This is a genomic window from Sphingomonas paeninsulae (assembly GCF_003660165.1).
GTDB lineage: Bacteria > Pseudomonadota > Alphaproteobacteria > Sphingomonadales > Sphingomonadaceae > Sphingomonas_O > Sphingomonas_O paeninsulae.
Map to the genome: position 1 here is coordinate 564,604 of NZ_CP032828.1, position 22,739 is coordinate 587,342.

A 22,739-nucleotide genomic window follows, 5' to 3' on the forward strand; every position below is an offset into this window, starting at 1 on the left:
GAATTAGCTGGAACTGTGTGACCTATTTGGCACAGGTTGATCGGTCGTTTGGACTGCTGCCCATCGCTGGTCAGTCACATCGTTAGCGATGTTGATTCGAAAGCCCGCGGCCCCATTAGCTTGCAAAATTATTATGGCAAGTGGCGTTGCAGAATGCAACGAGACCGCCTGCCGCAATAGCGATATGGCGGAAAGCGCTTTCGTTGCACGGGCTACCTGTTTAGCCTAGTGAACTATGGATGCATATTAGAGCCTGTGAGGACCAAGGATGAATTTCGATCTTTCCGACGAACAGAAGATGCTGGCCGAACAGGCGCGGAGCCTTCTTGGCGACCGGTCGACGCCCGACCGTTTGCGCACACTGATCGATGCGGGGGCGGAATGGGATGAGCCCCTGTGGCGCGAGATCGCCGAAATGGGTTTTCTCGGCGCGGGAATCGCAGAAGACCATGGCGGCCTCGGCATGACGGAACTCGATCTTGGAGTGATTAGCGAGGAAATGGGCCGGGCGAACGTCGCGCTGCCATTCTTCTCCTCGATCGTGCTGGCAGCGGACGCGATCCAGCTTGCGGGTAACGATGCGCAAAAGGCAAAATGGTTGCCCCGACTTGTCAGCGGAGAGGCGATCGCGACCTTTGCTTATGCAGAAGGGTCGGGGGGTGGACCGGGGCCGCGCTGAAAGCGACGTTCGAGGGCGGCAAGGTTTCGGGTGTAAAGACGCCGGTTGCCGATGGCGGAATCGCCGGGCTGGCGGTCGTGCTGGTCAACAGTGGCGGAAAGCCTGCGCTGGCTCTGGTCGAGCTGGATCAGGCGGGCGTGACGCGGACCAAGCTCGATAGTTTCGACCAGTTGCGCGCACATTATACGGTGCGCTTCGACGGCGCGACTGCGGAATTGCTCAATGGGCCGACGGCAGGGCAGGCGATTGACCGGCTGTTCGACCGTGCTGCCGTGCAGGCTGCGTTCGAAGCTGTTGGCGGTGCCGAGGCGTGTCTGACCATGGCGCGCGATTACGCGCTGGACCGTCAGATTTTCGGGCGTGCGCTGGCCGGGTATCAGGCGATCAAGCATAAGCTGGCGGACATATTGGTGGGCGTCGAACTGGCGCGGTCGAATGCCTATTATGCGGCATGGGCGGCGGAAAATGCAGCGGACGAATTGCCGCTTGCCGCTTCTGCTGCGCGGCTGACGGCGATCGGCGCGTTCGAGAATGCGGCGCGCGAGAATATTCAGGTGCACGGCGGTATCGGTTATACGTTCGAGGCCAATTGTCATTTCTATTACCGTCGCGAACGGACGCTGGCATTGAGCCTTGGCGGGCGCGAACCGTGGGCGAACCGGTTGATCGCGAACATCCCGGGTGCTCAGGCGCAGGGAAATCTTCAGGCGGAGGCAGCGTAATGGACTTCAACGACACCCCACAGGAAGCCGCGTTCCGCGCTGAAGCGCGCACATGGCTGGCGGCGAACGCGCCGGAGTTCATTATCAAAGCCGGCGAAACGCTGACCGACGCCGAGGAAGTTGCGCGCGGCAGGGCGTGGCAGCGGCGTCTGGCGGAGGGTGGCTTTGCGGGCATCCTGTTGCCGAAATCGCTCGGTGGGCGCGGTGGCGCGACGATGGAAGCGGTCGTGTTCGGCGAGGAAGAGGGCAACTATCATCTGCCAAAGGGGCCCTATATCGGCATCGGCCTCGGTATGGCGCTGCCTGTCATCAATAAGCATGGCACGCCTGAACAGATCGGGAAATTTGCCGCCCCTACACTGAAGGGCGAAGTTACATGGTGCCAGCTCTTCTCCGAACCGGCGGCAGGGTCCGATCTTGCCGGCATTCGCACTCGCGCGGTGAAGGATGGTGATGACTGGGTCGTCAACGGGCAGAAAGTTTGGTCGAGTTGGGCGCACCATGCCGATTGGGGCATCCTGATTGTCCGCACCGATACCAGCGTGCCCAAGCACAAGGGCATGAGTTTCTTTGTCGTCGATATGAAGACGCCGGGCATAGATGTGCGCCCGATTCGCCAGATTTCGGGCATGAGCGACTTCAACGAGACATTCTTTACCGACGTTCGCATTCCTGACAGCAATCGCATCGGCGGGGTTGGCGATGGCTGGGCTTGCGCGATGACGGTGCTGATGGGTGAGCGCCTGAATCAGGGTGGCGAGGGCAAGCACGGTGGCATCGCTGCATTGATCGCTTATGCAGCGGACACACCGCGTGACGGTGGCACGGCGCTCGACAGCGGTTCGGTTCGCGTGTCGCTCGCGGCGGCCTATGCCGAGGAGCAGGCCGAGCGGTACTTTCAGGCCCGGTTACGGACGATGGTGTCGCGCGGTGAAAATCCGGGCGCGCTCGCTTCGATCGTAAAGCTTGCCTATACCACTCGCTATCAGAAGACGGCGGGCCTTTCGCTGGAGGTTCGGGGCCTCGCAGGACTTGCGCCACCGGAAGGCGATACCGAAACCCGGCGTATTCAGTATGACTATATCTGGGCAACGGCGTTGCGCGTTGCCGGTGGCGCGGATGAAGTACTGCGCAACCAGATATCGGAACGGATTCTCGGGATGCCCGGAGAGATACGGACCGACAAGAATGTGCCTTTCGACCAGCTTTAGAATGACGCCGACAGCAACGGGCACAAACCAAGAGTATTGTGCCCGTTGCGGTTGGTGACTAACCTAGTTATATATAAGAGGCTCGATGGCCTCGAGGCCGGCTCGACTGGGGAAGTTTTTAATGTCCGTGTTTTCCGATCTGCTGAATGGCGTGCTGGCGATAGATCGCGAAGCCGATGTCATCGATTACCAGGGGAAATGGTATAAATGGGGCGAGCTTGGCGACACGATCGAGGCGATCCGTGCGCAGCTTGCCAAGCTGGAGCTTGGGGAGGGAACGCGTGTCGGTGTGATGGTGCGCAACCGTCCGTCGCCATTTGCCGCTGTGCTGACTGCGGTTGCGGCCGATGCCTGCATGGTCTCGATCAACCCGCTTTATCCCGACGAACGACTGGTTAAGGACATCGAGAGCCTGAACCTGCCGGTTGTGATCGGTGAAACGGCCGATCTGGAACGATCCGGTGTGCTCGATGCCTGCAAGGCGACGGGTACTGCGGTGATTGAGCTTCCGGGCATATTGCAGGGCGCTTCGCTGCGTGCCGGGTTTGAGACGATCGGGCCGAATGTCGAGCGCGAGCAGCCCGGCGTCATTATCGAGATGCTGACCAGCGGCACGACCGGCGTGCCCAAGCGTATCCCGTTGAAGCGCAATGCCTTCGAGAAAAGCTTTGCCGGTGCACTGTCCTACGAAAAGGATCGGACCGAAGGTGAGGCTGCCAAGCTGCGGCCCGGCACGACCATCCTGTCGAACCCGATGACGCATATCGGCGGTCTGTGGGGCGCGCTGTCCTGTATCGCCGGTGGCCGCAAAGCCTGTTTGATGGAGAAATTCTCGGTCGAAAGCTGGCGCGACGCGATTGTGCGTCACAAGCCGAAAGTTGCGGGCGCGGTTCCGGCCGGGCTTCGTATGATCCTCGATGCCAATATTCCTAAGGAAGATCTGGCCAGTCTGGTCGCGCTGCGCACGGGTGCTGCACCGCTCGATCATTCGGTCACGAGCGAATTCATGGAACGCTATGGCCTGCCGGTTTTGCAGAATTATGGCGCCACCGAATTCTCGGGCGCGGTTGCGGGTTGGGGCCTGAAAGAGTTTCACACGTTCTGGAAGGAAAAGCTCGGCAGCGTCGGTCGTTTCCAGCCGGGCGTGACCGGCCGTGTCGTTAATGCCGAGAGCGGCGAAGATATGCCGCACGGCGAAGAAGGCGTGCTTGAAATGAAGGCAGCGCAATTTGCCAACGGTGGCGAGTGGCTTCGCACGACGGATCGTGCGATCATCGACGCCGACGGGTTCCTGTTCATCAAGGGGCGCGCCGATCTCGCGATTATTCGTGGTGGTTTCAAAGTGCATCCCGACGATGTGAACAAGATTTATGAAGATCATCCGGCGATCCGCGAGGCGGTTACCGTCGGAATGCCGGATCGTCGCCTTGGCGCGGTGCCAATGACGGTACTGATTCTCAAGACGGGTGCCACGACGCCGACCGAGGCTGAACTGACTGCTTATGGCCGCGAACATTTGATGCCATATCAGGTGCCGGTGCGTTTCCTGATCGTCGATGATGTGCCGCGTACGCCGTCGATGAAACCTGCTCTACCTGCGGTTCGCGAACTGTTCGCGACCGATGCTGCCGACGCGGCCTGAACCCCTTTTTCGGAGAGAACACATGGCGACTAAAAGCACCGATATTCTGCAGAGCGACGAGTGGCAGAAGGCAACCGAATACGCGATTACCGACGAGGATATCGAGCGTTCTAAACAGCTTGTCGGCTACTACGAGCCGTCGAAGATGCGCGAATATATCCAGACCGCGACGACCGACAATATTCGTAACTACGCGCATGGCTGTGGCGACGATAACCCGCTTTATTGCGACCCTGAATATGCCAAGGGCACACGCTGGGGCAGCGTAATTGCACCGGGTATGATGGCCGGCGTCATCAATTCGCCGATGCTTGGCGACCGCACTCCCGACGAGATCCGCGCGCTCAAGAAGTCGCTGTTCCGTGGCGTCCATGTGTTCGTTTCGGGTTCGACCTGGGACTGGTATCGGCCGGTATTTCCAGGCGACACGCTCTACAGCTTCAACGGCGAGGAAAGCTGCGAGGTCAAGCAGTCCGAATTTGCTGGTCGTTCGGTGATTACCGTGCGCCGCGACGTGAAAGTCAACCAGCGCGGCGAAGTCGTTGCGGTGTACCGCATCCTGCGCGTGATGACCGAGCGCAAGACCGCCGCCAAAAAGGGCAAATATTCGGCGATCGAACCAGCGACCTATACCGACGAGGACATGGCCAAGATCGAACAGGTCTATGCCGCCGAGCAGGTACAGGGTGCGACCAAGCGCGACTTCGACAGTGTTAATGTCGGCGACAGCCTTGGCACGATGGCAAAGGGTCCGCTGACCGTTACCGATGTGATCTGCTACCATGCGGGCGGTTATGGTTTCGTGCCCTATGCGCCGACCGTTGGCCGTCTGGCTCACAAGAACCGCAAGCGTATCGCGCCTTTCTACATCAAGAACGAATATGGCATTCCCGACGTCGCGCAGCGGCTTCACTGGGATCCAGTATGGGCGCAGGCGATCGGCAACCCGATGGCCTATGACTATGGCGTAATGCGCGAAAACTACTTCTTCCATTACCTGAGCGACTGGGCTGGCGACGATGCCGTGGTGCTTCACGTCAACGACGAAATCCGCAAGTTCAACTATATGGGCGATACCCAGATGATCACCGCCGAGGTGACTGGAAAGCGTCAGGAGAACGGCCAGAACCTCGTCGATATCGTGGCGCGCTTCACCAACCAGCGTGGCGAAGAAACGGTCAAGGCGACTGCAACCATCGCTTTGCCAAGCGGCGGAAAGCCAGTGCTTTATCCCGACGTTCCCCGCGACCTCGCCGAAAAGGCAGCGGAGATGATGGCACGCCATTGGGAATTGAGCGCGCAGAAGAAGAACGACAAGTAAGCGATTGCGGCTTTCTGCACCATGTCGGTCGAACGTGGCACGATCGCCATGTTCGACCGGCAGCGCGCCTTTTTTCGGTCGCGCCAATCGATTTACTCGCGCACCTAATTCGAACCGGAGACGAACATGCTCGACCTGTCCACCCGCACCGCCTTCAACGACGAACATGCGATGTTTCGCGATACCGTTCGGCATGTCTTCGATGCGGCGCTGATCCCCAATCTCGAAAAGTTCGAGGAAGATGGCATCGTCAGTCGTGACTTCTGGCGCGCGTGTGGCGAAGCAGGGATGCTATGCCCGAATGTCGATGAGAAGTACGGCGGACTCGGCCTCGATTTCGGTTACAATGCCGTCATCGATGAGGAACTGGCCTATTCGGGGTCGTCGGCGGGGATCACGCTGCAAAACGATATTACGGCTGCATATATCGAGGTTTACGGGTCAGAAGAGCAGAAGTTGAAATATTTGCCGGGCATGATCTCGGGCGAGATTATTTCGGCGATTGCGATGACCGAGCCGGGCGCGGGGTCCGATCTTCAGGGTATCCGCACCACCGCTCGCAAGGATGGTAATCATTACGTCATCAACGGCAGCAAGACCTATATCACGAACGGTCAGCTTTCCGATCTCATCATTGTTGTCGCCAAGACCGATCCAGATCTGGGTGCCAAGGGCACGTCACTGATCCTTGTCGATGCCGATACGCCGGGCTTTTCGCGCGGTCGCAACCTCGACAAGATCGGCCAGCACAGTGCTGATACGTCCGAAATGTTCTTCGAAGATGTCCGCGTGCCAATCACCAATTGTCTCGGTGCCGAAGGGCAGGGCTTCATTTATCTGATGAGCCAGTTGCCGCAGGAGCGCCTGTCCATCGCGGTGTCCTGTCAGGCATCGGCTCAGCGTGCATTCGACGAAGCGGTGAGCTTTACCAAGGATCGCAAGGCGTTTGGCAAGACCGTGTTCGAGTTTCAGAACACCAAATTCACGCTCGCCGATCTGAAAAGCCAGCTTCAGGTTGGCTGGGCGCACCTTGACTGGGCGATCGCGCGGCATATTCGCGGCGAACTGACGACTGCCGAAGCTTCGGCTGCGAAACAGTGGCATTCGGATATGCAGAACCGCATCGTCGATGTCGCGCTGCAGCTTCATGGCGGTGCCGGTTACATGAATGAATATATGATCGCGCGGTTGTGGCGTGACGCCCGCGTGACGCGCATCTTTGGCGGTACGAACGAGATTATGAAGGAAGTGGTCAGCCGCTCGCTTTGAGGGCTGACGGAGTGGGTGGCTGGTTGCCGCTCACTCCGACTTTATCGCGTGCGCGGTGTCGCTAGCAACGCTTCGATCGCAGTAACGAGCGCAAGCGGTTGTTCGATCATGATGTGGTGGTGCGCGCAGGGTATCGCGATGGGTGGTCCGCATAATGGCGCGATTTCGGCGGCCATTGCGCGGCGCTCGGGCGTCATTACTTCGCTCTGGACGCCATAGATGACGTCGGTCGGAATGGGCACGCCGAACAACGCCTCACGATAGAATTCGCTATTCAGCGACGTCGCGGCATCCTCAGCGAACTTCCACGTCCAGCCTTCGTCCGTCTCACGCACAGAATGATGCGCGATATAGGCGAGCACCTCGGGGATCGGCCATTCGCCGGGCGGAATAAGGCGGAACCGCTCAATCGCGGCCTCACGTGTGGGATAAAGGCGAAGTGGCGGCACCGGGATCTGGTGACCGACATCGGCTGCCGTCGGCAGCGCGGTATCGATGACGATCAGACGGCGCACCCGATCAGGCTCGGCGATCGAAGCCATGATGCAGCCGATGGCTCCATAGCTGTGGGCGACGAGAGTGACCGGATCGAATCCACACGCGGCGGCCACGGCCATCACTTCACGGCCATGCTGGGCGCGGCTATAGGCAGGCCGGCGACCGCTATCGCCCATGCCCGACAGGTTGATCGCCGCGACGCGGTGGGTGCGGGCGAGCGACGGGGCGATGTGATCCCACCAGCGCGCGTGAGCCCTGAAGCCATGGATCAGGAGCAGGCCGGGCAGGTCAGTGGCCTTCAGATTCCAGCCCCGATAGACGATCGGTGCTCCTTCGACCTCGACGCCGCGTTCTTGCGCGGGAACCGCCCATTGTTCGGTCAGCCAATTCCTGATTGCGTCATCACCGGTCATGCAAGCGCCTCTTCTGTTTTTTGGGAGACGATTCCGGGCAACGGCAGGGGAATCGACAGGATCAGGGATATGCACAGCGCGAAGGCCGAAACGAATATCGCGGTGGACACGCTGGTGGCTTCGGCGATGCTGCCCCAAAGTAGGCTTCCGATGGCGAGGCCACCAAAGGCGTGCATATGATACAGGGCAAGGCAACGCCCAACGACCGCATGGGGCGCGGCGATCTGGACGGTGACATTGATGGATGACAGCACTGTCACCCAGGCAGATCCCGCAAGCGCCGCCGCCAGCAATGTCCAGCCGAGTGTTGGCGAGAGCGCAGCGCCCGCGGTCCCTGCCGCATAAATGAAAGTTCCCATCGCAACGACACGCTCGGTGCCGAACTGGCGCCGCGCTCGCGTGGCGACCAGTGCCCCACCGATAGAGCCGATGCCGAACGTACCGAGGATCAGTCCAAAATCCGACTGGTTGCCGTGCAGGATGTCGTGCGCGACCAGCGGCATCAGCGCCCATAGCCCCGCGCCCGACAGGCCGAATATCGCAGCACGGATCAGTGCGCAACGTACCGCCGGCGTGCCATAGGCTGCCACGACGCCAGTGCGGATTGCCGGAACCAGCCGTTCAGGCTGCGGGGCATGATCGAAATGTGGCTTCCAGCGCAGCAGGACGACGATGAGCGCGATATAGGAGCAGGTGTTGACCGTGAAGTTGGCGGCGGCGCCGAACAGCGCCATCAACGCGCCGCCGATTGCCGGACCGACGGATCGCGCCAGGTTGAAATTGATGCTGTTGAGCGCAACGGCTGCTGGCAAATCCTCGATCGGCACCTGCGCACGGATTGACGCCTGCCACGATGGACCGTGCAGCGCGGTGCCGCAACCGACGACGAGCGTGCAGAGGAGGAGCACGGCAGGAACGACCTCGTCCATAAAAGTCAGCACCGCGAGCGTGGCGGAGGCGGCCAGCATGACGATCTGCGCGATCAGCATCACACGTCGGCGGTCGTAACTGTCGGCGACGGCACCCGAAAACAGCGCCAGCAGCATGATCGGCAGGGTTGCGGAGGACTGGACAAGCGCAACCATGCGTGGCGACCCGGTGAGCGTCGTCATCATCCACGCTGCACCCGTCGACTGAATCACCGCACCAAAGTTAGAGATCAGCGTCGCCACCCAGATTGCGCGGAACACCGGTTGGCGAAATGGTGCCAATGCGCCCCCTTTCCGCATTCTTTTCTTCTCCCTCACCCGGCGTGCTGGGCAACTACGTTATACTTCTCCATAGATGGTGAGCAGGTGCTGTCAATTTTGCTTGAGCGGGACGGCTGGCTGGGCGAAAGGAAATCATGACTTACGAAAACATCCTGTACGAGATCGTCGATGACGTTGCCTTCATCCGGCTGAACGACCCGGCGACGTTGAACGCGGTATCATCCCAGATGGGCGAGGAACTGCTCGATGCATTGTGGCGCGGCGAAAGGGAGTCGCGGGCGATCCTGCTTGGCTCGGTCGGTCGCGGATTTTGCTCGGGTGCCAATCTGGCGGAGGGCGGCATCGATCTGAACGATCCCAACCGCGACATGGGTGGTCGCCTCGACGGTATCTTCCACCCGATCGTCTATCAGATGCGCGCGTCCGAAGTCCCTGTCGTTACGGCAATCCGTGGTCCGGCGGCGGGTGTGGGCTGTGGTATCGCACTGGCGGGCGACATGATCGTCGCCGGGACCAGCGGTTCCTTCATCATGGCGTTCCGTAATGTCGGCCTCGCGTCGGACGGGGGCGCGTCCTATTTCCTGACCCGTGCCATCGGTCGTGTTCGCGCAATGGAAATGATGCTGCTCGGCAAGAAATTGCCAGCCGCGACGGCGCTTGAATGGGGCCTCATCAATCGCGTCGTTGCCGATGAGGAACTGGATGCTGCGGGCATGGAACTGGCAAAGCAGCTTGCCAAGGGTCCGCGCTCGCTCGGGATCATCAAGAAACTCGCCTGGGCTTCGCTCGACGCCAGTTTCGAGACCGTACTATCGAACGAGCGCGTGGCTCAGCGTGATTCCGGACGGACCGAGGACTTTATCGAAGGGGTTGCCGCATTCCGTGAGAAACGGTCGAGCGTGTTCAAGGGGCGCTAGGGTTTTGCCGCTGCAATGAATGGGCGGATCTCTGCGGCCAGTGCTGCGAGATCGGCTTGTTCCGCGCGGCGACCACCTTCCTCGTAATAGCTGAGGATGCCGAGGTTTTTGCCAGTCCAGCGCGGGACGATGTGGACGTGCAAGTGAAATACCGATTGCCCGGTATCACCGCCGTTGAACTGCGCAATGTGAAGGCCGTCGGGTTTCAGGGCGGTGCGCAAGCCGGTCGCCACGCGCTTCACCGTCGTCATTACCGCGCATAGCGCCGGGGGTTCGATTTCGAGGATATTGCGCGCGCGGGAAGTCTTGGAAATGACGAGGCTGTGGCCTTTGCCCTGCGGATTGACGTCGAGAAACGCCAGCGTAGCATCGTCCTCCCATAACGTGTGATTCGGCAGTTTGCCCTGAAGGATAAGGGCAAAGACGTTGTTGTCCTCATAAACACCATCCAGGCTCATGCGCTGTTCCGTACACTGGCGGTCGCGGTCATATGGTCGTGACCCGCAGCGGAGCGGACGCGCAGGATTATCGCATCGCTCTCCCGTCGGCCGAGCAAGGTTAGCGGCGCATCCACGAACGCAGGGGCAACGGCGCGGAACGAGAAACTGGCGAGCGCATCGCGACCCAGTTCGCGATCGGCAAGATCGAGTAACAGGCTCGCCATCAACGGGCCGTGGACGACGAGGCCCGGATAGCCCTCTTCGCCGCTCGCATAGGGCAGGTCGTAATGGATGCGGTGGCTGTTAAACGTCAGCGCCGAATAGCGGAAAAGCAGCGGTGCGGTAGGCATGATTTCGCGCTGCCAGTCCCAATGTTCCTCAGGTGCGGGAGCCGGGGCAGGGGCCGACGCCGCTCCGGGCGACGGTGCCGCGCGATAGACGATGGTTTGCTTTTCATCGACCACGAGCACGCCATCTGCGCGCGTTTCATGGCCGACCGTTACGAACAACAATGTCCCGCTGCCGCCGGTCTTCTCGGTCGAATCCAGCACAGTGGATACGCGCTCGATTGTCGCCCCGACCGAAATTGGGGCATGGAAGTTGACGGCGCTGGATGCCCACATCCGACGTGGCAACGGGCTTTCGGGCATGAAGCCACCGCCACTCGCTGGGTGCCCATCGGGTCCGAGCGCGGCGGTCGGAGCCTCGGGTGTGCACAGGCACCAGTGGATACCCTGCGGCGCAGTCTCGCTGGGGTCACGATCGAACGTCGCGGCATAATGTTCGGCAAGCGCCGGGGTCAGCAGATCGGTACGCGTCTCGGTCGACATTAGTTGCGCGCAGTCAGTAATCCGCGCGCGATCACATGGGCCTGAATTTCGGCGGCCCCTTCGAAAATGTTGAGGATGCGGGCGTCGCACAGCACGCGGCTGATTTCATATTCGAGCGCATAGCCATTGCCGCCGTGGATTTGCAGTGCGTTGTCAGCGTTTGTCCATGCGACGCGCGCGGCCAGCAGTTTTGCCATGCCCGCCTCCACATCGCAGCGACGCCCCTTGTCCTTTTCGCGCGCGGCAAAATAGGCAAGTTCACGCGCGGCCACGGTTTCGACGATCATCATGGCGAGCTTGTCGGAGACGCGCGGAAAGTCGGCAAGCGGACGACCGAACTGACGGCGTTCGGTCGCATAGTTCAGGCCGAGCTCGAAGGCGCGCCACGCCACGCCAACCGCGCGTGCTGCTGTCTGAATGCGGGCACCCTCGAACGTTTTCATAAGCTGACGAAAGCCCTGACCTTCCTCGCCGCCGAGCAACGAGTCAGCGGGTGTCGAAAACCCGTCGAACATCAGTTCATATTCGCGCATCCCGCGATAACCGAGTACACCGATCTCTCCGCCCGACATGCCGGGCGCGGGGAATGCGTCGTTTTCGGTGCCGCGCGGTTTGGGCGCGAGGAACATGCTGAGACCCGCATTGCCCGGCCCGCCCGTGCGCACCAGCAATGTCATCAGGTCGCTGCGCGCGGCATGGGTGATCCATGTTTTCGCGCCGGTGATCGACCAGTCGCCGTCGCTTGTTTTCACAGCGCGCGTGGCGAGGTTGGCGAGATCGGAGCCGTTCGACGGTTCGGTAAATACCGCCGTCGGCAGAACCGCGCCGCTGGCGATGCCGGGCAGCCACTGGGCCTTTTGCACGTCGGTTCCCGCTAACCCGATCAGTTCGCCCGCGATTTCGGACCGTGTGCCGAGCGAGCCCGCACCGATCCAGCCGCGCGACAATTCTTCGGTGACAACGCACATTTCAAGCTTGCCGAGGCCGAGGCCGCCGAAGTCAGGCGATATGCAGACACCGAAGGTTCCGAGCGCCGCCAGTTCACCGATCAGCGCATCGGGAATGAGTTCGTCGGCAAGGTGCCATGCATGAGCAAATGGCGTAATCTTTTCGGCGGTGAAACGGCGGTACTGATCGCGGATGGTGTCGATCATATCGTCGCCGAGCGATTCCGCGACCGTGCCGCCACCGCGAACATGGGCGACTAAGGCTGCGCGTGTTGCAGGCGCGCCGCCGGTTTCAATCAGGGCCGCAAGCGCGGGGTCGGCGGCAAGGTCCATAGCGGAGATGCCAAGCTGTGCCGGGCGCACGATTTCGTTCGCGCTGATCGGCAAGCCGCCGATGAGCTGCGCGCCATATTCGCCAAAACCGATGGCGAGTAGATGGCTTTCTGCCGCGCCGAAATCTCCGCGCGCGTGTGCCGCCTCTGCCCAGACGAGCAGGCTGTCGAGTGCGGCAATGGTGGTGGCGATCCACGCAAGGCCGTGGCCTGCACGCTGTTCGGCATCCAGCAGTTTGGGATCGAGCGCCCCGACAGGAGCAACGCGGGCGCGCACGGCCTCGCGCGCTGCACCGCCATAACGGTGGAGTGCGGGAAGGGCGGAACGGGCGAGATCGAGGATTTTCGTCATGCGTTGGCGACCAGCCCGGCGTCGTGCAAAGCGCCGATCTGACCCGAGCCGAGGCCAAGGACTTCGGCCAGAACTTCGTCGCTATGCTCGCCAAGGAAGGGCGCGCGGACGGGCGGCAGGCGTGGTTCCTCAGGGATCGTCGCCATCGCTCCGGGGACTGGGTAGCTGAGGCCACTGGTCTGCTTAATCGTGCTGAAAACTGGATTTTCGCCGACCAGTGCCGCATCGTGGGCGGCCTCGCGCATTGTTTGGTACGAACCCCAGCAGCAACCGAGCTGATCGAACATAGCGCCGAGTTCGTCCGACTGGCGCAATGCCACGGCCGCTTCGACGAGCGGAAACAGGGCGTCGCGATGCTCGAAGCGCACGCCCTCGTCCTTTGCGAACGAAACGCCGCGCGTTGCTTCGATTTCGGCGACCGGCGCGGCAAGGTTGAGTGCCGTGACCAACCCGGTCCATTGGCGCGGCGTGATCGCCATAATCATCAGGCGCACACGGTCGGCGGTCACGAAATCACGCCCGAACGCGCCATAGACGCTGTTGCCATAACGCGCGCGATTGTCGCCGGTGGTTATGACTTCGGCGAGTTGCCCAAGATTGGCGATGGTCGCGATCCCGACATCGGCGAGCGGAATACGTACTTCCTGCCCCCGTCCGGTTGCCTGTCGATGCTGAAGTGCTGCGAGCATGGCGAAGGCGGCATAAGCGCCGGTCAGCAAATCCCACGCCGGAAGGACGTGGTTGACCGGTTCGTCGCCAAGGCTTTCAGGGCCGGTAATTTGCGGAATTCCGAGTGCCGAATTGACTGTGTAGTCGAGCGCGGGGCCACCATTTGCCAGCCCCATGATCCGTGTCGTGATAAGATCGGCGCGGCGCTGCTGAAGTTTCTCGTGGCTCAGAAAACCATCGACGGGGAAGTTGGTCAGGAACAGCCCCGCGCGATCGCCCGGAGCTGTCGCGAGGGCGGCCAGCAATTCGCGCCCCTCCGGTCGCCCCAGATCGAGCGCGACTGACTTCTTGCCCTTGTTCAGCCCCTCCCAATACAGGCTCGCGCCATTGTCGGCCTTGGGCCAGCGGCGAAAGTCGGGACCGCCGCCGAGCTGGTCGACGCGGATAACTTCTGCACCCATTTGCGCGAGATACAGTCCTGCGCTGGGTGAGGCGACGAACGACGACGCCTCGATGACCCGGGTGCCGCCCAGCAAAGCGTACATATTAGCTCTGGCTCGCGAATTCGCGTAGCATGTTCTTGGCGATGACAAGCTGCATGATCTGCGTGGTCCCTTCGTAAATGCGGTAGATGCGGCTGTCACGAAAGAAGCGTTCGGCTTCATATTCGGCCAGATAGCCAGCGCCGCCGTGGATCTGGACGCAACGATCGGCGATGCGGCCACAGGCTTCGGACGAAAACATCTTGGTCGCCGCAGCTTTGCGCAAGATGTCCTCGCCAGCGTCTGCGCGGCGACATGCGTCGGCGATCATGCATTCTGCGGCGTAGAGTTCGGCTTCGCTGTCGGCGAGCATTGCCTGAATCAACTGGAAGTTAGCGATAGGCTCACCGAATGCCTTGCGCTCGGTTGCATAGCGAAGACCGGTGTCGATGATGCGTTGTGCGTAACCCGCCGCACCCGCTGCGACCGAAAGCCGACCGTTGTCGAGGCTCTGCATAGCGATCTGAAAGCCTTTGCCCTCGACTCCACCCAACAGCGCGTCACCGGGAATATGGACGTCCTCCATAATGATGTCGGCGATATGGCTTCCGGCCTGACCCATCTTCTTGTCGGATTTGCCGACGGTGATGCCGGGCGTGTCCATCGGCACGATGAAAGCGCTGACGTGTGCGTTCTTGGGCAATGCTTCTTTCGACGTGCGCGCCATGATGAGCGCAACCTTCGCGAACGGCGCGTTGGTAATGTAGCGTTTGGTGCCGTTGAGGACATAGCCGTTGCCGCTGCGCGTTGCCATCGTCTGCATGGCCGCGCTGTCGGAACCGCTGCCGGGTTCGGTCAGGCCGAACGCCGCTATTTCACCGGCAGCAAGGCGTGGTAGCCATTCGGCCTTCTGTTCGGCGGTCCCGCTTTTGATCAGCGCCGCGCTGGTCATGCCGATGTTGATCGACGTGATCGAACGAAAGCATGGCATCGCATAGGAAAGCTGCCGCACGAATTCGATATATTGGGATACGTTCATCCCCGCGCCGCCATATTCGGTCGGCGTGGTTACGGCAAACAGTCCCATTTCGCGCATTTCGGCAAGAATATCGTCGGGAACCCGATCGGTTTCGACGATGGACTTTTCGGCGGGGACAAGTCGGTTGCGGACATAGTCCTTGAACTGCACCATGAACGCTTCGAAAACGTCCGCGTCCATTCCGGTTTTGATCTGATCAGGCATCGGCCATTCCTACAATTGCTATGGCCGAGACGTTCTGGCTCGGCATTCCACCAAGATTATGACTGAGCGCGAGACTTGGCGGGGTCTGGCGCTGGCGTGGTCCGGCACGACCGAGCAACTGGAGATAGTTTTCGTAGATCATGCGCAGGCCCGAGGCACCGATGGGGTGGCCGAAGCATTTCAGGCCGCCGTCGATCTGGCACGGGATGGTGCCGTCGGCATCGAAAAAGCCGTCGAGCACATCGCGCCAGCCATTGCCCTCTTGCGAGACGAAAAGATCCTCCATCGTGACCAGTTCGGTGACAGAGAAACAGTCGTGCACTTCCATCAGGCTGATCTGTTCGCGCGGATTGGTGATACCGGCTTCTTCATAAGCCTTGGCCGCGGCGATGCGGGTGGTGTGGAAGAAACTGCCGTTCCAGCCGCCGCCCTGCTGCATTTCCCAACCGTTCGATGCAGCGATCTGGAGCGCCTTTACCGTGACGAGATCGGTCTTGCCGAGTGCGCGGGCGATTTCAGGCGTGGTGACGATGGCGCAGGCTGCGCCGTCCGATACACCGCAGCAATCGAACAGGCCGAGCGGCTCGGCGATCATCGGCGCGTTCAGGACCGTGTCCATGTCGATCGCTTTTTGCAGATGTGCCTTCGGGTTTTTCGCACCGTTCGCGTGGCTCTTGACCGAAACATGCGCCATCGCGCGTTTCAGATCGTCTTTCGAAACGCCGTGGACGCTGCGATAGGCCGACGCGAGTTGCGCGAAATTGCCGGGTGCAGAGCCTGTGATGCCGGTCATGTCGTGCATCGTGCCACGCGTGCGGACGGGAAGGCCGCCATAGCCCGTGTCTTTCAGCTTCTCGACGCCAAGTGCCAGCGCGATATCGGCCGCACCGCTGGCAACCGCATAAACGGCTCCGCGAAAACTCTCTGTACCGCTCGCGCAGTAATTCTCGACCTTCGTTACGCCGATATTCTTCAGGCGCAGCGCGGTGGCGAGCGGGATACCGGACGGACCGATATTGACTGCATCGAATGCCACGCCCAGCCATGCCGCGTCGATCTGCGAGGTGTCGATGCCGGCGTCGGCGATCGCTTCCTCATAAGCTTCGACCATCAGGCTGTCGGCATCCATATCCCAGCGTTCGCCGAACTTTGCGCAACCCATGCCGAGGATTGCGACCTTGTCCTTGATGCCCTTGGCCATGTGCTTATCTCCTCTTGGGTTTCAGGTCAGGCTACGGTTCAGGTCAGGCGACCGGAACCGCTTTCCAGAAATATTTGGTGAAATCGCGCATTTCATCGACCGATTTAATGCGGAACATCATCATCATGTCGCGTCCCACCTCGACATCGCTCGGATCGACATCGGCGAATTCGGCCATCATGCGCCCGCCGCCCTCGAAATCAATCAGCCCGTAGTAGCTGGGCGGATTTGGCGAATAGGTCAGGCTGTCGGCGGTGTAGGTGACGATCTTTGCCGCGACATCGGCGAGCGGGTAATCCTCTTGCGTGCCAATGGCATGGTCGTTCGGATTGACGCTGATATCGCTTTTCGGAAACTGCACGGTGCCGGTTTTGGTGCACCGTCCGCCGACCAGTCCGAACACGGCCTTGCGGTTGCGCCATAATGTCGTGCCGGGCTGTTTCTGGTCCGCCTCTGCGCGCATCCCGCGATCGAGGCCGAGTAGCCCGCGATGGAACAGGAAACGCATGTAATTGTCGGTCTTTGCACCGCGCGCGATTGAACCTTTTACGCCGCGCCGGGCAGGAAGGTTCGCGATGGCGGCAGTCGTTTCGAACAGCAGGACATCGACGCCCTGACCAAAGCCGACGAGCAGGATTTTCTCACCCGGAGCAGCGGCTTCGAGTGCCGCAGCGAGCAGAAGCGTGGCATGAGCGACGCCCGCTTCGCCAACGGTCTGACTGAGGGATTCGACCACCGCTTCTGCTTTGACGCCGGCGCGTTTGGCGAGGCCATCGGCGACGCCGCGCAGCGTGATCGGCACGATGAAACGGTCGATCGCGGCGCCTTCGACACCGAATTTCGCCAGTGCAGCCTTGATCGCCGCACCGATGAGGCCGGTATAGCCTTCGTCACGGATCCAGCGGCTTTCCCAGGTGTAATCGAATTCCGCGCCGGTGCTGCGGAAATGGTCGACGAAATCGATCGTCGTGGAATGGCTGCCGAGGAAGCGGGCGATGACATCACCCTGGCCGACAAGCACGCCTGCCGCTGCATCTCCGTAAACCAGCTCGCCTTCGGACGCAGGCCGCGCCTTGCGCATTTCGGTGGCAAGCGCGAGGTGCGGGCGGGCGGCGGATCCGGCGGCGTTGAGCGCCTGAATAAGCTGCGATGTCGCGGCGCGCTGGCTGCCGGTCACATCGATGGCGGCGGTTGCATCGTCAAGGACCAGTGCTTCCTTGACCACGCCAGCGTTCAGCCGATCGGCAAAGGGTAGGGTGGTCGAGGCGAGCGAGACGGTGCCGACCTGCGCCCGGTCGATACCGACCAGCGTGTCGCGCGCGGCCTCGACCGCCATCGTGATCGTGTCCTCGTCCCAGTTCGCCGTAGCGCGCTCGCCCTTGGCAAGCCCGCGCAGACCCGGCGCGAACCACGCATTGGCGGCATAGACCGCCTGCCGCTGAAGGCGGCCGCGTGGAACATAAGCGCCGAAGCTCAATATGCCGATGTCAGTGGTCATTGGAACTCCACATAGCCATTGTTAAGGACGATAAGGTCGCGTTCGACCACTTTGGAACGAAAGGCGGCGGTGCCGTCGCCTTCATGCCAGATTTCGGTGCTGATCGTTTCCCCGGGGAAAACCGGTGCCGAAAAGCGTGCGTCGATGCGCGTGATCCGGGCGGTGTCGTTGTCCGCCAGCGCGGCGAGCAGCGAGCGCCCGGCAACGCCGAACGTGCACAGGCCATGCAGGATCGGGCGCGGAAAACCGGCGGCTTTTGCAACTTCGGGATCGACGTGGAGCGGGTTCATATCGCCCGACAGCCGATAGATCAGCGCCTGATTTTCAGCGGTCGTCAGCGTGTGGACCAGATCGGCCGGGCGGTCCGGAATAGCATGAGGCGCTGGCTGCCCCTCCGACGTGCCGCCAAAACCGCCGTCGCCGCGCAGGAACGTCGCGTTGCGGACGGTGGCGACATGAGTGCCGTCTTCATGATGGATTTCGCGTGTCTGATAGACAACCGCACCCTTTGCCGCGCCCTTGTCGAAAATCGGACCGAAGCTCGTCTTTCCGATAAGTTCACCCGACACCGGGAGTGGTGCGTGACAGGTGATGCTGGTTTCGCCGTGAAGGATCTTCGTCCAGTCGATACCATATTGCGGATCGCGCCAGATGAAACCCGGATAGGCCATGATGACCGCCATGCCCGGCAGCGCCTGCAAACCGTCCTCATAGACGAACGGCAATTCGTGCGCCCCGACGCCGAGTGCGTAGAGCATCACCTTTTTCGGGGTGATATGCTGGCGCGTTTCGATCGGTGGCTGCGACAGCAACTGGTTGGGGTCGAATGCCATCAGATTGGGTCGTAAGGCCAGATCTCAGCCGAGCGCGTGAGCGGTGTCATCGCCGATTCCATTGCGGGCAACAGGTCGGTGACGATTGTTTCCGGCGTCCAGCCTTCCGAACGGTGCATCGATTTCACCGGGCGTGGTTTGGAAAACACGAAGATCTCGTTCTTGCGCACGCCGAAAGTCTGTCCGTTAACCTTGCCAGCCGCATCGGTGAGCAGAGCTGCAACCATCGGCGCGATTTTGTCCGCCGACATCGTCTTCATGCGTTCGACCCGTTCCAGTTCGGCGGGACTGGTCGCGGGGATCGTTGCGATCAAACGGCTCCATGCGAATGGGGCGATGCAGTTCGAGGTGACGCCGAAACGCTCCATGTCGAGCGCGAGGCTGTTCGACAGGCCCCAGATGCCCATTTTCGCCGCCGAGTAGTTCGCCTGACCGAAATTGCCGATCAGCCCCGATGTCGATGTGAAATGGACGAAGCGACCGAAACCCTGATCCTTAAAATAGGGAGCAGCAGCCTTCGACGTGTTGAAGCAACCATTTAGGTGAACGTCGATGACCTGACTCCAGTCGATCTCGCTCATCCGGTGAAAGATGCGGTCGCGGAGGATGCCGGCATTGTTGACGACGCCGTGGATCGCGCCGAAATTCTTGACCGCGTCTTCGATGATGGAAGCTGCGCCTGCCGGGTCGGCGACGCTGGCACCATTGACGACAGCCTTGCCGCCCTCGCTGCGGATGAGTGAAACGACTTCCTCGGCAGGACCGGCATCATTGCCTTCGCCTTCTGCCGACGCGCCGAGATCGTTGACGACGACCGCTGCACCCTGACGCGCACAAAGCAGCGCGATTTCGCGGCCAATCCCGCGCCCTGCGCCGGTAACTGCCACGACTTTGCCTTCGAGTGTTGCCGCTTCAGTCATATCGTCCTCTCGAGTCTCGTTCGTGAGCCAATTGTAAACCAGCTCGATGACTTGTTCAACTATGAGAATGGACATTCATGATCGTGAATGGCAAACAGGGTCGCATGAGCACGCCAACAGATGCCTCCGGTCTGTCCCGCCCGCCGATCGGTTCGATCATGCAGGCGGCTGCGATATTGCGTTTGCTGGGTGGGAGCAGTGAGCCTGCCGGCGTAACTTCGATTGCCCGCACGCTCGGGATTGGGCCGAGTTCGTGCTTTAACGTCCTGAAAACGCTGGTTCTCGAAGATCTGGTGGCGTTCGACCGGGTGACAAAGACATATAGTCTTGGGCTGGGCACGATCGATCTGGCACGCCGCGCGCTTGGCCGGGACGCGGTCGTGCAGGCAGCCGATATGCCGATGGCCGCACTGGCGGAGGAACATGATGCCACCGTCGGCTTGTGGCGGCTCGCGCCGGGGGAGCGGCTCGTGCTTGCAGCATTAGCCGAAAGCGGTGCGGCCACGCGGATTCATATGATGGTGGGTCAGCGCCAGCCAGCTGCGGCGGGGGCGGCGGGACGCGCGGTGCTGGCAGCGCGGGTGCTGGACGACGGCGCGATCCAGGTTGCCCACGCGGGTCTGCGTTGGCAGAATCCGCCGAGCGCCGCCGATTATCTGGCGCAGGTCCGTGCCGCCGAGAAACAGGGTTATGCAACCGATGTCGACCAGATCAATCGCGGCATTGCGACGGTGGGGCAGCGGTCGTCGATCATCTGGGCATGGTGCGGTTCGTGCTGTCGGCGTCGATGTTCATGGGACGTGATGCGGCGGCGCTCGACACGATCGGCGAGAGCGTCCGTGCCGTAGCAATTGAACTTGGCCGCGTTGTCGGTCGCAGTTTTGCGGCCAGCCCGAATTTGGAGACTAAGAGATGAGTGACGGCGCGATGCTGGTGGAGGCTGCCGAACGGCTGATCGGAAACCGGATCGACGATGCGGCGATGCGTCGCGCGCGCGCTGGCGAATGGCTGGCGGCGGAATGGGATGCGCTGGCGGGCATGGGCCTGCCACTTGCGCTGGTGGACGAGGATGCGGGCGGCTTCGGTGTCGCGCCCGAGGATGCGTTTGCGCTGGTGCGCCTCACCGGGCGTCATGCCCTGCCGCTGCCGCTGGCGGAAACGATGGTTGCCAATCATGCGCTCGGGCGGGCCGGATTGCCGCTTGCCGAACGTGCTGCAGTGCTGATCGACGGCGCGGACCTGACCGTTTCTGCCGAGGACAAGGGTTGGCGTTTGAGCGGTACGGCGGCGCGGGTGCCGTGGGGCCGCGATATCGGAACGCTGGTCGTCGTGCACGCGGGACGGGTGTTTCGATTGGATACGGGTTGGGCAATAGCCGAGGCGGGAACCAATCTTGCTGCGATGCCACGCGATACGCTGGCGATCGACGCACGCTGCGATGTTGCGGGCACCGCCAATGGCCTGTCTGCACTCCAGATGGGGGCCGTGATCCGCACTCTGCAAATTGCGGGTGCGCTGGAGCGCGTGCTTGAACTGACGGTCGGCTTCGTGTCGGAACGGGTGCAATTCGGCAAACCGCTGTCAAAGTTTCAGGCGGTGCAGCATGATCTTGCCCGCCTTGGTGGCGAAGTCGCTGCGGCGGGCGCGGCTGCCGATATGGCGGTCGAGGCATTCGTTGGCGACCCGGCGCGCGCTGCACTACCAATAGCCGCCGCCCGAATTCGCACGGGAGAGGCTGCGGGCGTTGCTGCCGGAATCGCGCAACAGCTTCACGGCGCAATCGGGTTTACCGCCGAGCACCGGCTGCACTGGTACACCACCTCCTTGTGGAGCTGGCGCGATGAATATGGCGGCCAGCGTTACTGGACCGATATGCTCGGTACGGCCACTTTTACCGCTGGCGGTGCGGGCTTTTGGCAATTCGTGACGGAGGCCGCGTGATGGACATGATCCGCTTTGCAAACCCACCTGTGCATGATGGCGCAGAGGCGCTCCGCCACGAAGTTCGCGCGTTCCTGGCCGAACAGATCAAGGGTCGGACGCCATTGGACCGGTCCGAAAGCTGGAACGGTTTCGACCGCGATTTCAGCCGGGCAATGGGCGCGCGTGGCTGGCTCGGCATGACCTGGCCCAAACGTTATGGCGGGCATGAACGCAGCGCCTTCGAACGCTATGTCGTGGTCGAGGAAACGCTGGCCGCCGGTGCGCCGGTGTTTGCGCACTGGATCGCCGACCGGCAAAGCGGCCCGACGCTGCTGAAGTTCGGCACCGAGGAACAGCGTGAAACCGTGCTACCCGGTATCGCGGCGGGTGTGACGACGTTCTGCATCGGTATGAGCGAACCCGATTCAGGGTCCGACCTTGCCGCAACGCGCACCCGCGCCATTCGCACGAATGAGGGCTGGCGGATTACAGGCACAAAGATCTGGACGACTTACGCGCACCGTTCGGATTACATGATCCTGTTCTGCCGCAGCGGTGACAGCTCACCCGCCGACCGTCAGGCGGGGACGAGCCAGTTCCTGATCGACATGAAGGCGACGCCGGGCATGACCGTGCGGCCGATCATCAATCTGGCCGGACAGCATCATTTCAACGAGGTGCATTTCGAGGATGCGCTGGTTCCACTCGGCGCGCTGATCGGGACCGAGGGGCAAGGCTGGGCTCAGGTCATGGGTGAACTTGCCTTTGAACGCAGCGGGCCAGAGCGGTTCCTGTCCTCGATCCAGTTGATTGTCGAACTGATCCGCGCGTTGGAGGGGAGCGAAAGCGATGCCGCTCGCGCGGCTATTGGTCGGCTCACGGCACATCTGATCGTGCTGCGTCGCCTGTCACGCAGCGTCGCAGCGATGCTGGAGGCGGGCGAAAACCCCTCGCTTCACGCGGCCATCGTCAAGGATCTGGGCGCCACGTTCGAACAGTCGGTGCCAGAGATTGCGCGCACTCTGGTCGATGCGGAACCCGACCTCGCGTCGACATCGGCATTTTGCGCGGTACTGGCAAATATCGTCCTGAACGCGCCATCATGGTCGTTGCGCGGCGGCACGCGAGAGATTTTGCGTGGCATCATCGCGCGCGGTCTTGGACTTCGATAAGGCAGACTCAACGG

General features: G+C 61.5%; 21 protein-coding genes. 10 read left to right on the top strand and 11 right to left on the bottom strand.

The window, feature by feature from the left end; translation table 11 throughout:
• Positions 1–268 precede the first annotated feature (268 nt).
• From D3Y57_RS21525 to D3Y57_RS03925, 6 genes are all read left to right on the top strand, one after another.
• Positions 269–679: an acyl-CoA dehydrogenase family protein gene (locus tag D3Y57_RS21525; protein ID WP_430738982.1), complete on the top strand. Its 411-nt coding sequence runs from the start codon at positions 269–271 to the stop codon at positions 677–679.
• Positions 595–1,401, top strand: coding sequence for an acyl-CoA dehydrogenase family protein (locus D3Y57_RS03905; protein WP_430738983.1), 807 nt, complete (start codon positions 595–597; stop codon positions 1,399–1,401). Before D3Y57_RS21525 ends, D3Y57_RS03905 begins: the two co-directional genes overlap by 85 nt.
• A complete protein-coding gene (locus D3Y57_RS03910) occupies positions 1,401–2,612 on the top strand; it encodes an acyl-CoA dehydrogenase family protein (protein ID WP_121151513.1) in 1,212 nt (403 codons plus the stop codon). Before D3Y57_RS03905 ends, D3Y57_RS03910 begins: the two co-directional genes overlap by 1 nt.
• Before the next feature lie 121 nt (positions 2,613–2,733).
• On the top strand, positions 2,734–4,254 hold the full coding sequence (locus D3Y57_RS03915) for a class I adenylate-forming enzyme family protein (RefSeq protein WP_162986930.1): 1,521 nt from the start codon (positions 2,734–2,736) through the stop codon (positions 4,252–4,254).
• A gap of 22 nt (positions 4,255–4,276) precedes the next feature.
• Positions 4,277–5,575: an FAS1-like dehydratase domain-containing protein gene (locus D3Y57_RS03920; protein WP_121151518.1), complete on the top strand. Its 1,299-nt coding sequence runs from the start codon at positions 4,277–4,279 to the stop codon at positions 5,573–5,575.
• A 126-nt stretch (positions 5,576–5,701) separates the two neighbouring features.
• On the top strand, positions 5,702–6,844 hold the full coding sequence (locus tag D3Y57_RS03925; RefSeq protein ID WP_121151520.1) for an acyl-CoA dehydrogenase family protein: 1,143 nt from the start codon (positions 5,702–5,704) through the stop codon (positions 6,842–6,844).
• 41 nt (positions 6,845–6,885) lie between these two features.
• On the opposite strand, the gene D3Y57_RS03930 is transcribed toward D3Y57_RS03925, so the two are convergent.
• Both D3Y57_RS03930 and D3Y57_RS03935 read right to left on the bottom strand, forming a co-directional pair.
• Positions 6,886–7,755, bottom strand: a complete 870-nt coding sequence (locus tag D3Y57_RS03930) for an alpha/beta fold hydrolase (RefSeq protein ID WP_121151522.1) — start codon at positions 7,753–7,755, stop codon at positions 6,886–6,888.
• Positions 7,752–8,984, bottom strand: a complete 1,233-nt coding sequence (locus D3Y57_RS03935) for an MFS transporter (protein ID WP_121151524.1) — start codon at positions 8,982–8,984, stop codon at positions 7,752–7,754. The genes D3Y57_RS03930 and D3Y57_RS03935 overlap by 4 nt, the downstream gene beginning before the upstream one ends.
• 116 nt (positions 8,985–9,100) lie before the next feature.
• Here D3Y57_RS03935 and D3Y57_RS03940 point away from each other — a divergent pair, with 116 nt between their 5' ends.
• A complete protein-coding gene (locus D3Y57_RS03940; protein ID WP_121151526.1) occupies positions 9,101–9,883 on the top strand; it encodes an enoyl-CoA hydratase-related protein in 783 nt (260 codons plus the stop codon).
• Here D3Y57_RS03940 and D3Y57_RS03945 read toward each other — a convergent pair.
• The 9 genes from D3Y57_RS03945 to D3Y57_RS03985 are packed head-to-tail and all read right to left on the bottom strand — an operon-like array spanning position 9,880 to position 19,630.
• Positions 9,880–10,341, bottom strand: coding sequence for an HIT family protein (locus tag D3Y57_RS03945; protein ID WP_121151528.1), 462 nt, complete (start codon positions 10,339–10,341; stop codon positions 9,880–9,882). The genes D3Y57_RS03940 and D3Y57_RS03945 overlap by 4 nt on opposite strands.
• A complete protein-coding gene (locus D3Y57_RS03950; protein WP_121151530.1) occupies positions 10,338–11,153 on the bottom strand; it encodes an HTD2 family dehydratase in 816 nt (271 codons plus the stop codon). The genes D3Y57_RS03945 and D3Y57_RS03950 overlap by 4 nt, the downstream gene beginning before the upstream one ends.
• Positions 11,153–12,784, bottom strand: coding sequence for an acyl-CoA dehydrogenase family protein (locus D3Y57_RS03955; protein WP_121151532.1), 1,632 nt, complete (start codon positions 12,782–12,784; stop codon positions 11,153–11,155). Before D3Y57_RS03955 ends, D3Y57_RS03950 begins: the two co-directional genes overlap by 1 nt.
• Entirely contained in the window at positions 12,781–13,998 is a 1,218-nt protein-coding gene (locus tag D3Y57_RS03960) for a CoA transferase (RefSeq protein ID WP_121151534.1), read from the bottom strand. The genes D3Y57_RS03955 and D3Y57_RS03960 overlap by 4 nt, the downstream gene beginning before the upstream one ends.
• A 1-nt stretch (position 13,999) precedes the next feature.
• Complete coding sequence (locus tag D3Y57_RS03965) at positions 14,000–15,178, bottom strand: acyl-CoA dehydrogenase family protein (protein WP_121151536.1); 1,179 nt, start codon at positions 15,176–15,178, stop codon at positions 14,000–14,002.
• A complete protein-coding gene (locus D3Y57_RS03970; RefSeq protein WP_121151538.1) occupies positions 15,171–16,379 on the bottom strand; it encodes an acetyl-CoA acetyltransferase in 1,209 nt (402 codons plus the stop codon). Before D3Y57_RS03970 ends, D3Y57_RS03965 begins: the two co-directional genes overlap by 8 nt.
• Positions 16,380–16,422: 43 nt before the next feature.
• Complete coding sequence (locus tag D3Y57_RS03975) at positions 16,423–17,877, bottom strand: OB-fold domain-containing protein (protein ID WP_121151540.1); 1,455 nt, start codon at positions 17,875–17,877, stop codon at positions 16,423–16,425.
• Positions 17,874–18,710 (bottom strand): MaoC family dehydratase, encoded by an 837-nt coding sequence (locus D3Y57_RS03980; protein WP_121151543.1) that lies wholly within the window; start codon positions 18,708–18,710, stop codon positions 17,874–17,876. The genes D3Y57_RS03975 and D3Y57_RS03980 overlap by 4 nt, the downstream gene beginning before the upstream one ends.
• Positions 18,710–19,630 (bottom strand): SDR family NAD(P)-dependent oxidoreductase, encoded by a 921-nt coding sequence (locus tag D3Y57_RS03985; protein WP_121152108.1) that lies wholly within the window; start codon positions 19,628–19,630, stop codon positions 18,710–18,712. The genes D3Y57_RS03980 and D3Y57_RS03985 overlap by 1 nt, the downstream gene beginning before the upstream one ends.
• Positions 19,631–19,734: 104 nt before the next feature.
• Between D3Y57_RS03985 and D3Y57_RS03990 the strand changes: the two genes are divergently transcribed.
• From D3Y57_RS03990 to D3Y57_RS04000, 3 genes are all read left to right on the top strand, one after another.
• On the top strand, positions 19,735–20,478 hold the full coding sequence (locus D3Y57_RS03990; RefSeq protein WP_162986931.1) for an IclR family transcriptional regulator: 744 nt from the start codon (positions 19,735–19,737) through the stop codon (positions 20,476–20,478).
• 64 nt (positions 20,479–20,542) lie between these two features.
• Positions 20,543–21,571, top strand: coding sequence for an acyl-CoA dehydrogenase family protein (locus D3Y57_RS03995; RefSeq protein ID WP_121151547.1), 1,029 nt, complete (start codon positions 20,543–20,545; stop codon positions 21,569–21,571).
• Positions 21,571–22,725, top strand: coding sequence for an acyl-CoA dehydrogenase family protein (locus D3Y57_RS04000; RefSeq protein ID WP_121151549.1), 1,155 nt, complete (start codon positions 21,571–21,573; stop codon positions 22,723–22,725). The genes D3Y57_RS03995 and D3Y57_RS04000 overlap by 1 nt, the downstream gene beginning before the upstream one ends.
• The last annotated feature ends 14 nt before the right edge of the window (positions 22,726–22,739 follow it).

Excerpts from the sequence above, each read along its gene's own strand:
- D3Y57_RS21525 (WP_430738982.1), top strand. The coding sequence starts at position 269 with ATGAATTTCGATCTTTCCGACGAACAGAAGATGCTGGCCGAACAGGCG.
- D3Y57_RS03905 (WP_430738983.1), top strand. The coding sequence starts at position 595 with ATGGTTGCCCCGACTTGTCAGCGGAGAGGCGATCGCGACCTTTGCTTA.
- D3Y57_RS03910 (WP_121151513.1), top strand. The coding sequence starts at position 1,401 with ATGGACTTCAACGACACCCCACAGGAAGCCGCGTTCCGCGCTGAAGCG.
- D3Y57_RS03915 (WP_162986930.1), top strand. The coding sequence starts at position 2,734 with ATGTCCGTGTTTTCCGATCTGCTGAATGGCGTGCTGGCGATAGATCGC.
- D3Y57_RS03920 (WP_121151518.1), top strand. The coding sequence starts at position 4,277 with ATGGCGACTAAAAGCACCGATATTCTGCAGAGCGACGAGTGGCAGAAG.
- D3Y57_RS03925 (WP_121151520.1), top strand. The coding sequence starts at position 5,702 with ATGCTCGACCTGTCCACCCGCACCGCCTTCAACGACGAACATGCGATG.
- D3Y57_RS03930 (WP_121151522.1), bottom strand. The coding sequence starts at position 7,755 with ATGACCGGTGATGACGCAATCAGGAATTGGCTGACCGAACAATGGGCG.
- D3Y57_RS03935 (WP_121151524.1), bottom strand. The coding sequence starts at position 8,984 with ATGCGGAAAGGGGGCGCATTGGCACCATTTCGCCAACCGGTGTTCCGC.
- D3Y57_RS03940 (WP_121151526.1), top strand. The coding sequence starts at position 9,101 with ATGACTTACGAAAACATCCTGTACGAGATCGTCGATGACGTTGCCTTC.
- D3Y57_RS03945 (WP_121151528.1), bottom strand. The coding sequence starts at position 10,341 with ATGAGCCTGGATGGTGTTTATGAGGACAACAACGTCTTTGCCCTTATC.
- D3Y57_RS03950 (WP_121151530.1), bottom strand. The coding sequence starts at position 11,153 with ATGTCGACCGAGACGCGTACCGATCTGCTGACCCCGGCGCTTGCCGAA.
- D3Y57_RS03955 (WP_121151532.1), bottom strand. The coding sequence starts at position 12,784 with ATGACGAAAATCCTCGATCTCGCCCGTTCCGCCCTTCCCGCACTCCAC.
- D3Y57_RS03960 (WP_121151534.1), bottom strand. The coding sequence starts at position 13,998 with ATGTACGCTTTGCTGGGCGGCACCCGGGTCATCGAGGCGTCGTCGTTC.
- D3Y57_RS03965 (WP_121151536.1), bottom strand. The coding sequence starts at position 15,178 with ATGCCTGATCAGATCAAAACCGGAATGGACGCGGACGTTTTCGAAGCG.
- D3Y57_RS03970 (WP_121151538.1), bottom strand. The coding sequence starts at position 16,379 with ATGGCCAAGGGCATCAAGGACAAGGTCGCAATCCTCGGCATGGGTTGC.
- D3Y57_RS03975 (WP_121151540.1), bottom strand. The coding sequence starts at position 17,877 with ATGACCACTGACATCGGCATATTGAGCTTCGGCGCTTATGTTCCACGC.
- D3Y57_RS03980 (WP_121151543.1), bottom strand. The coding sequence starts at position 18,710 with ATGGCATTCGACCCCAACCAGTTGCTGTCGCAGCCACCGATCGAAACG.
- D3Y57_RS03985 (WP_121152108.1), bottom strand. The coding sequence starts at position 19,630 with ATGACTGAAGCGGCAACACTCGAAGGCAAAGTCGTGGCAGTTACCGGC.
- D3Y57_RS03990 (WP_162986931.1), top strand. The coding sequence starts at position 19,735 with ATGAGCACGCCAACAGATGCCTCCGGTCTGTCCCGCCCGCCGATCGGT.
- D3Y57_RS03995 (WP_121151547.1), top strand. The coding sequence starts at position 20,543 with ATGAGTGACGGCGCGATGCTGGTGGAGGCTGCCGAACGGCTGATCGGA.
- D3Y57_RS04000 (WP_121151549.1), top strand. The coding sequence starts at position 21,571 with ATGGACATGATCCGCTTTGCAAACCCACCTGTGCATGATGGCGCAGAG.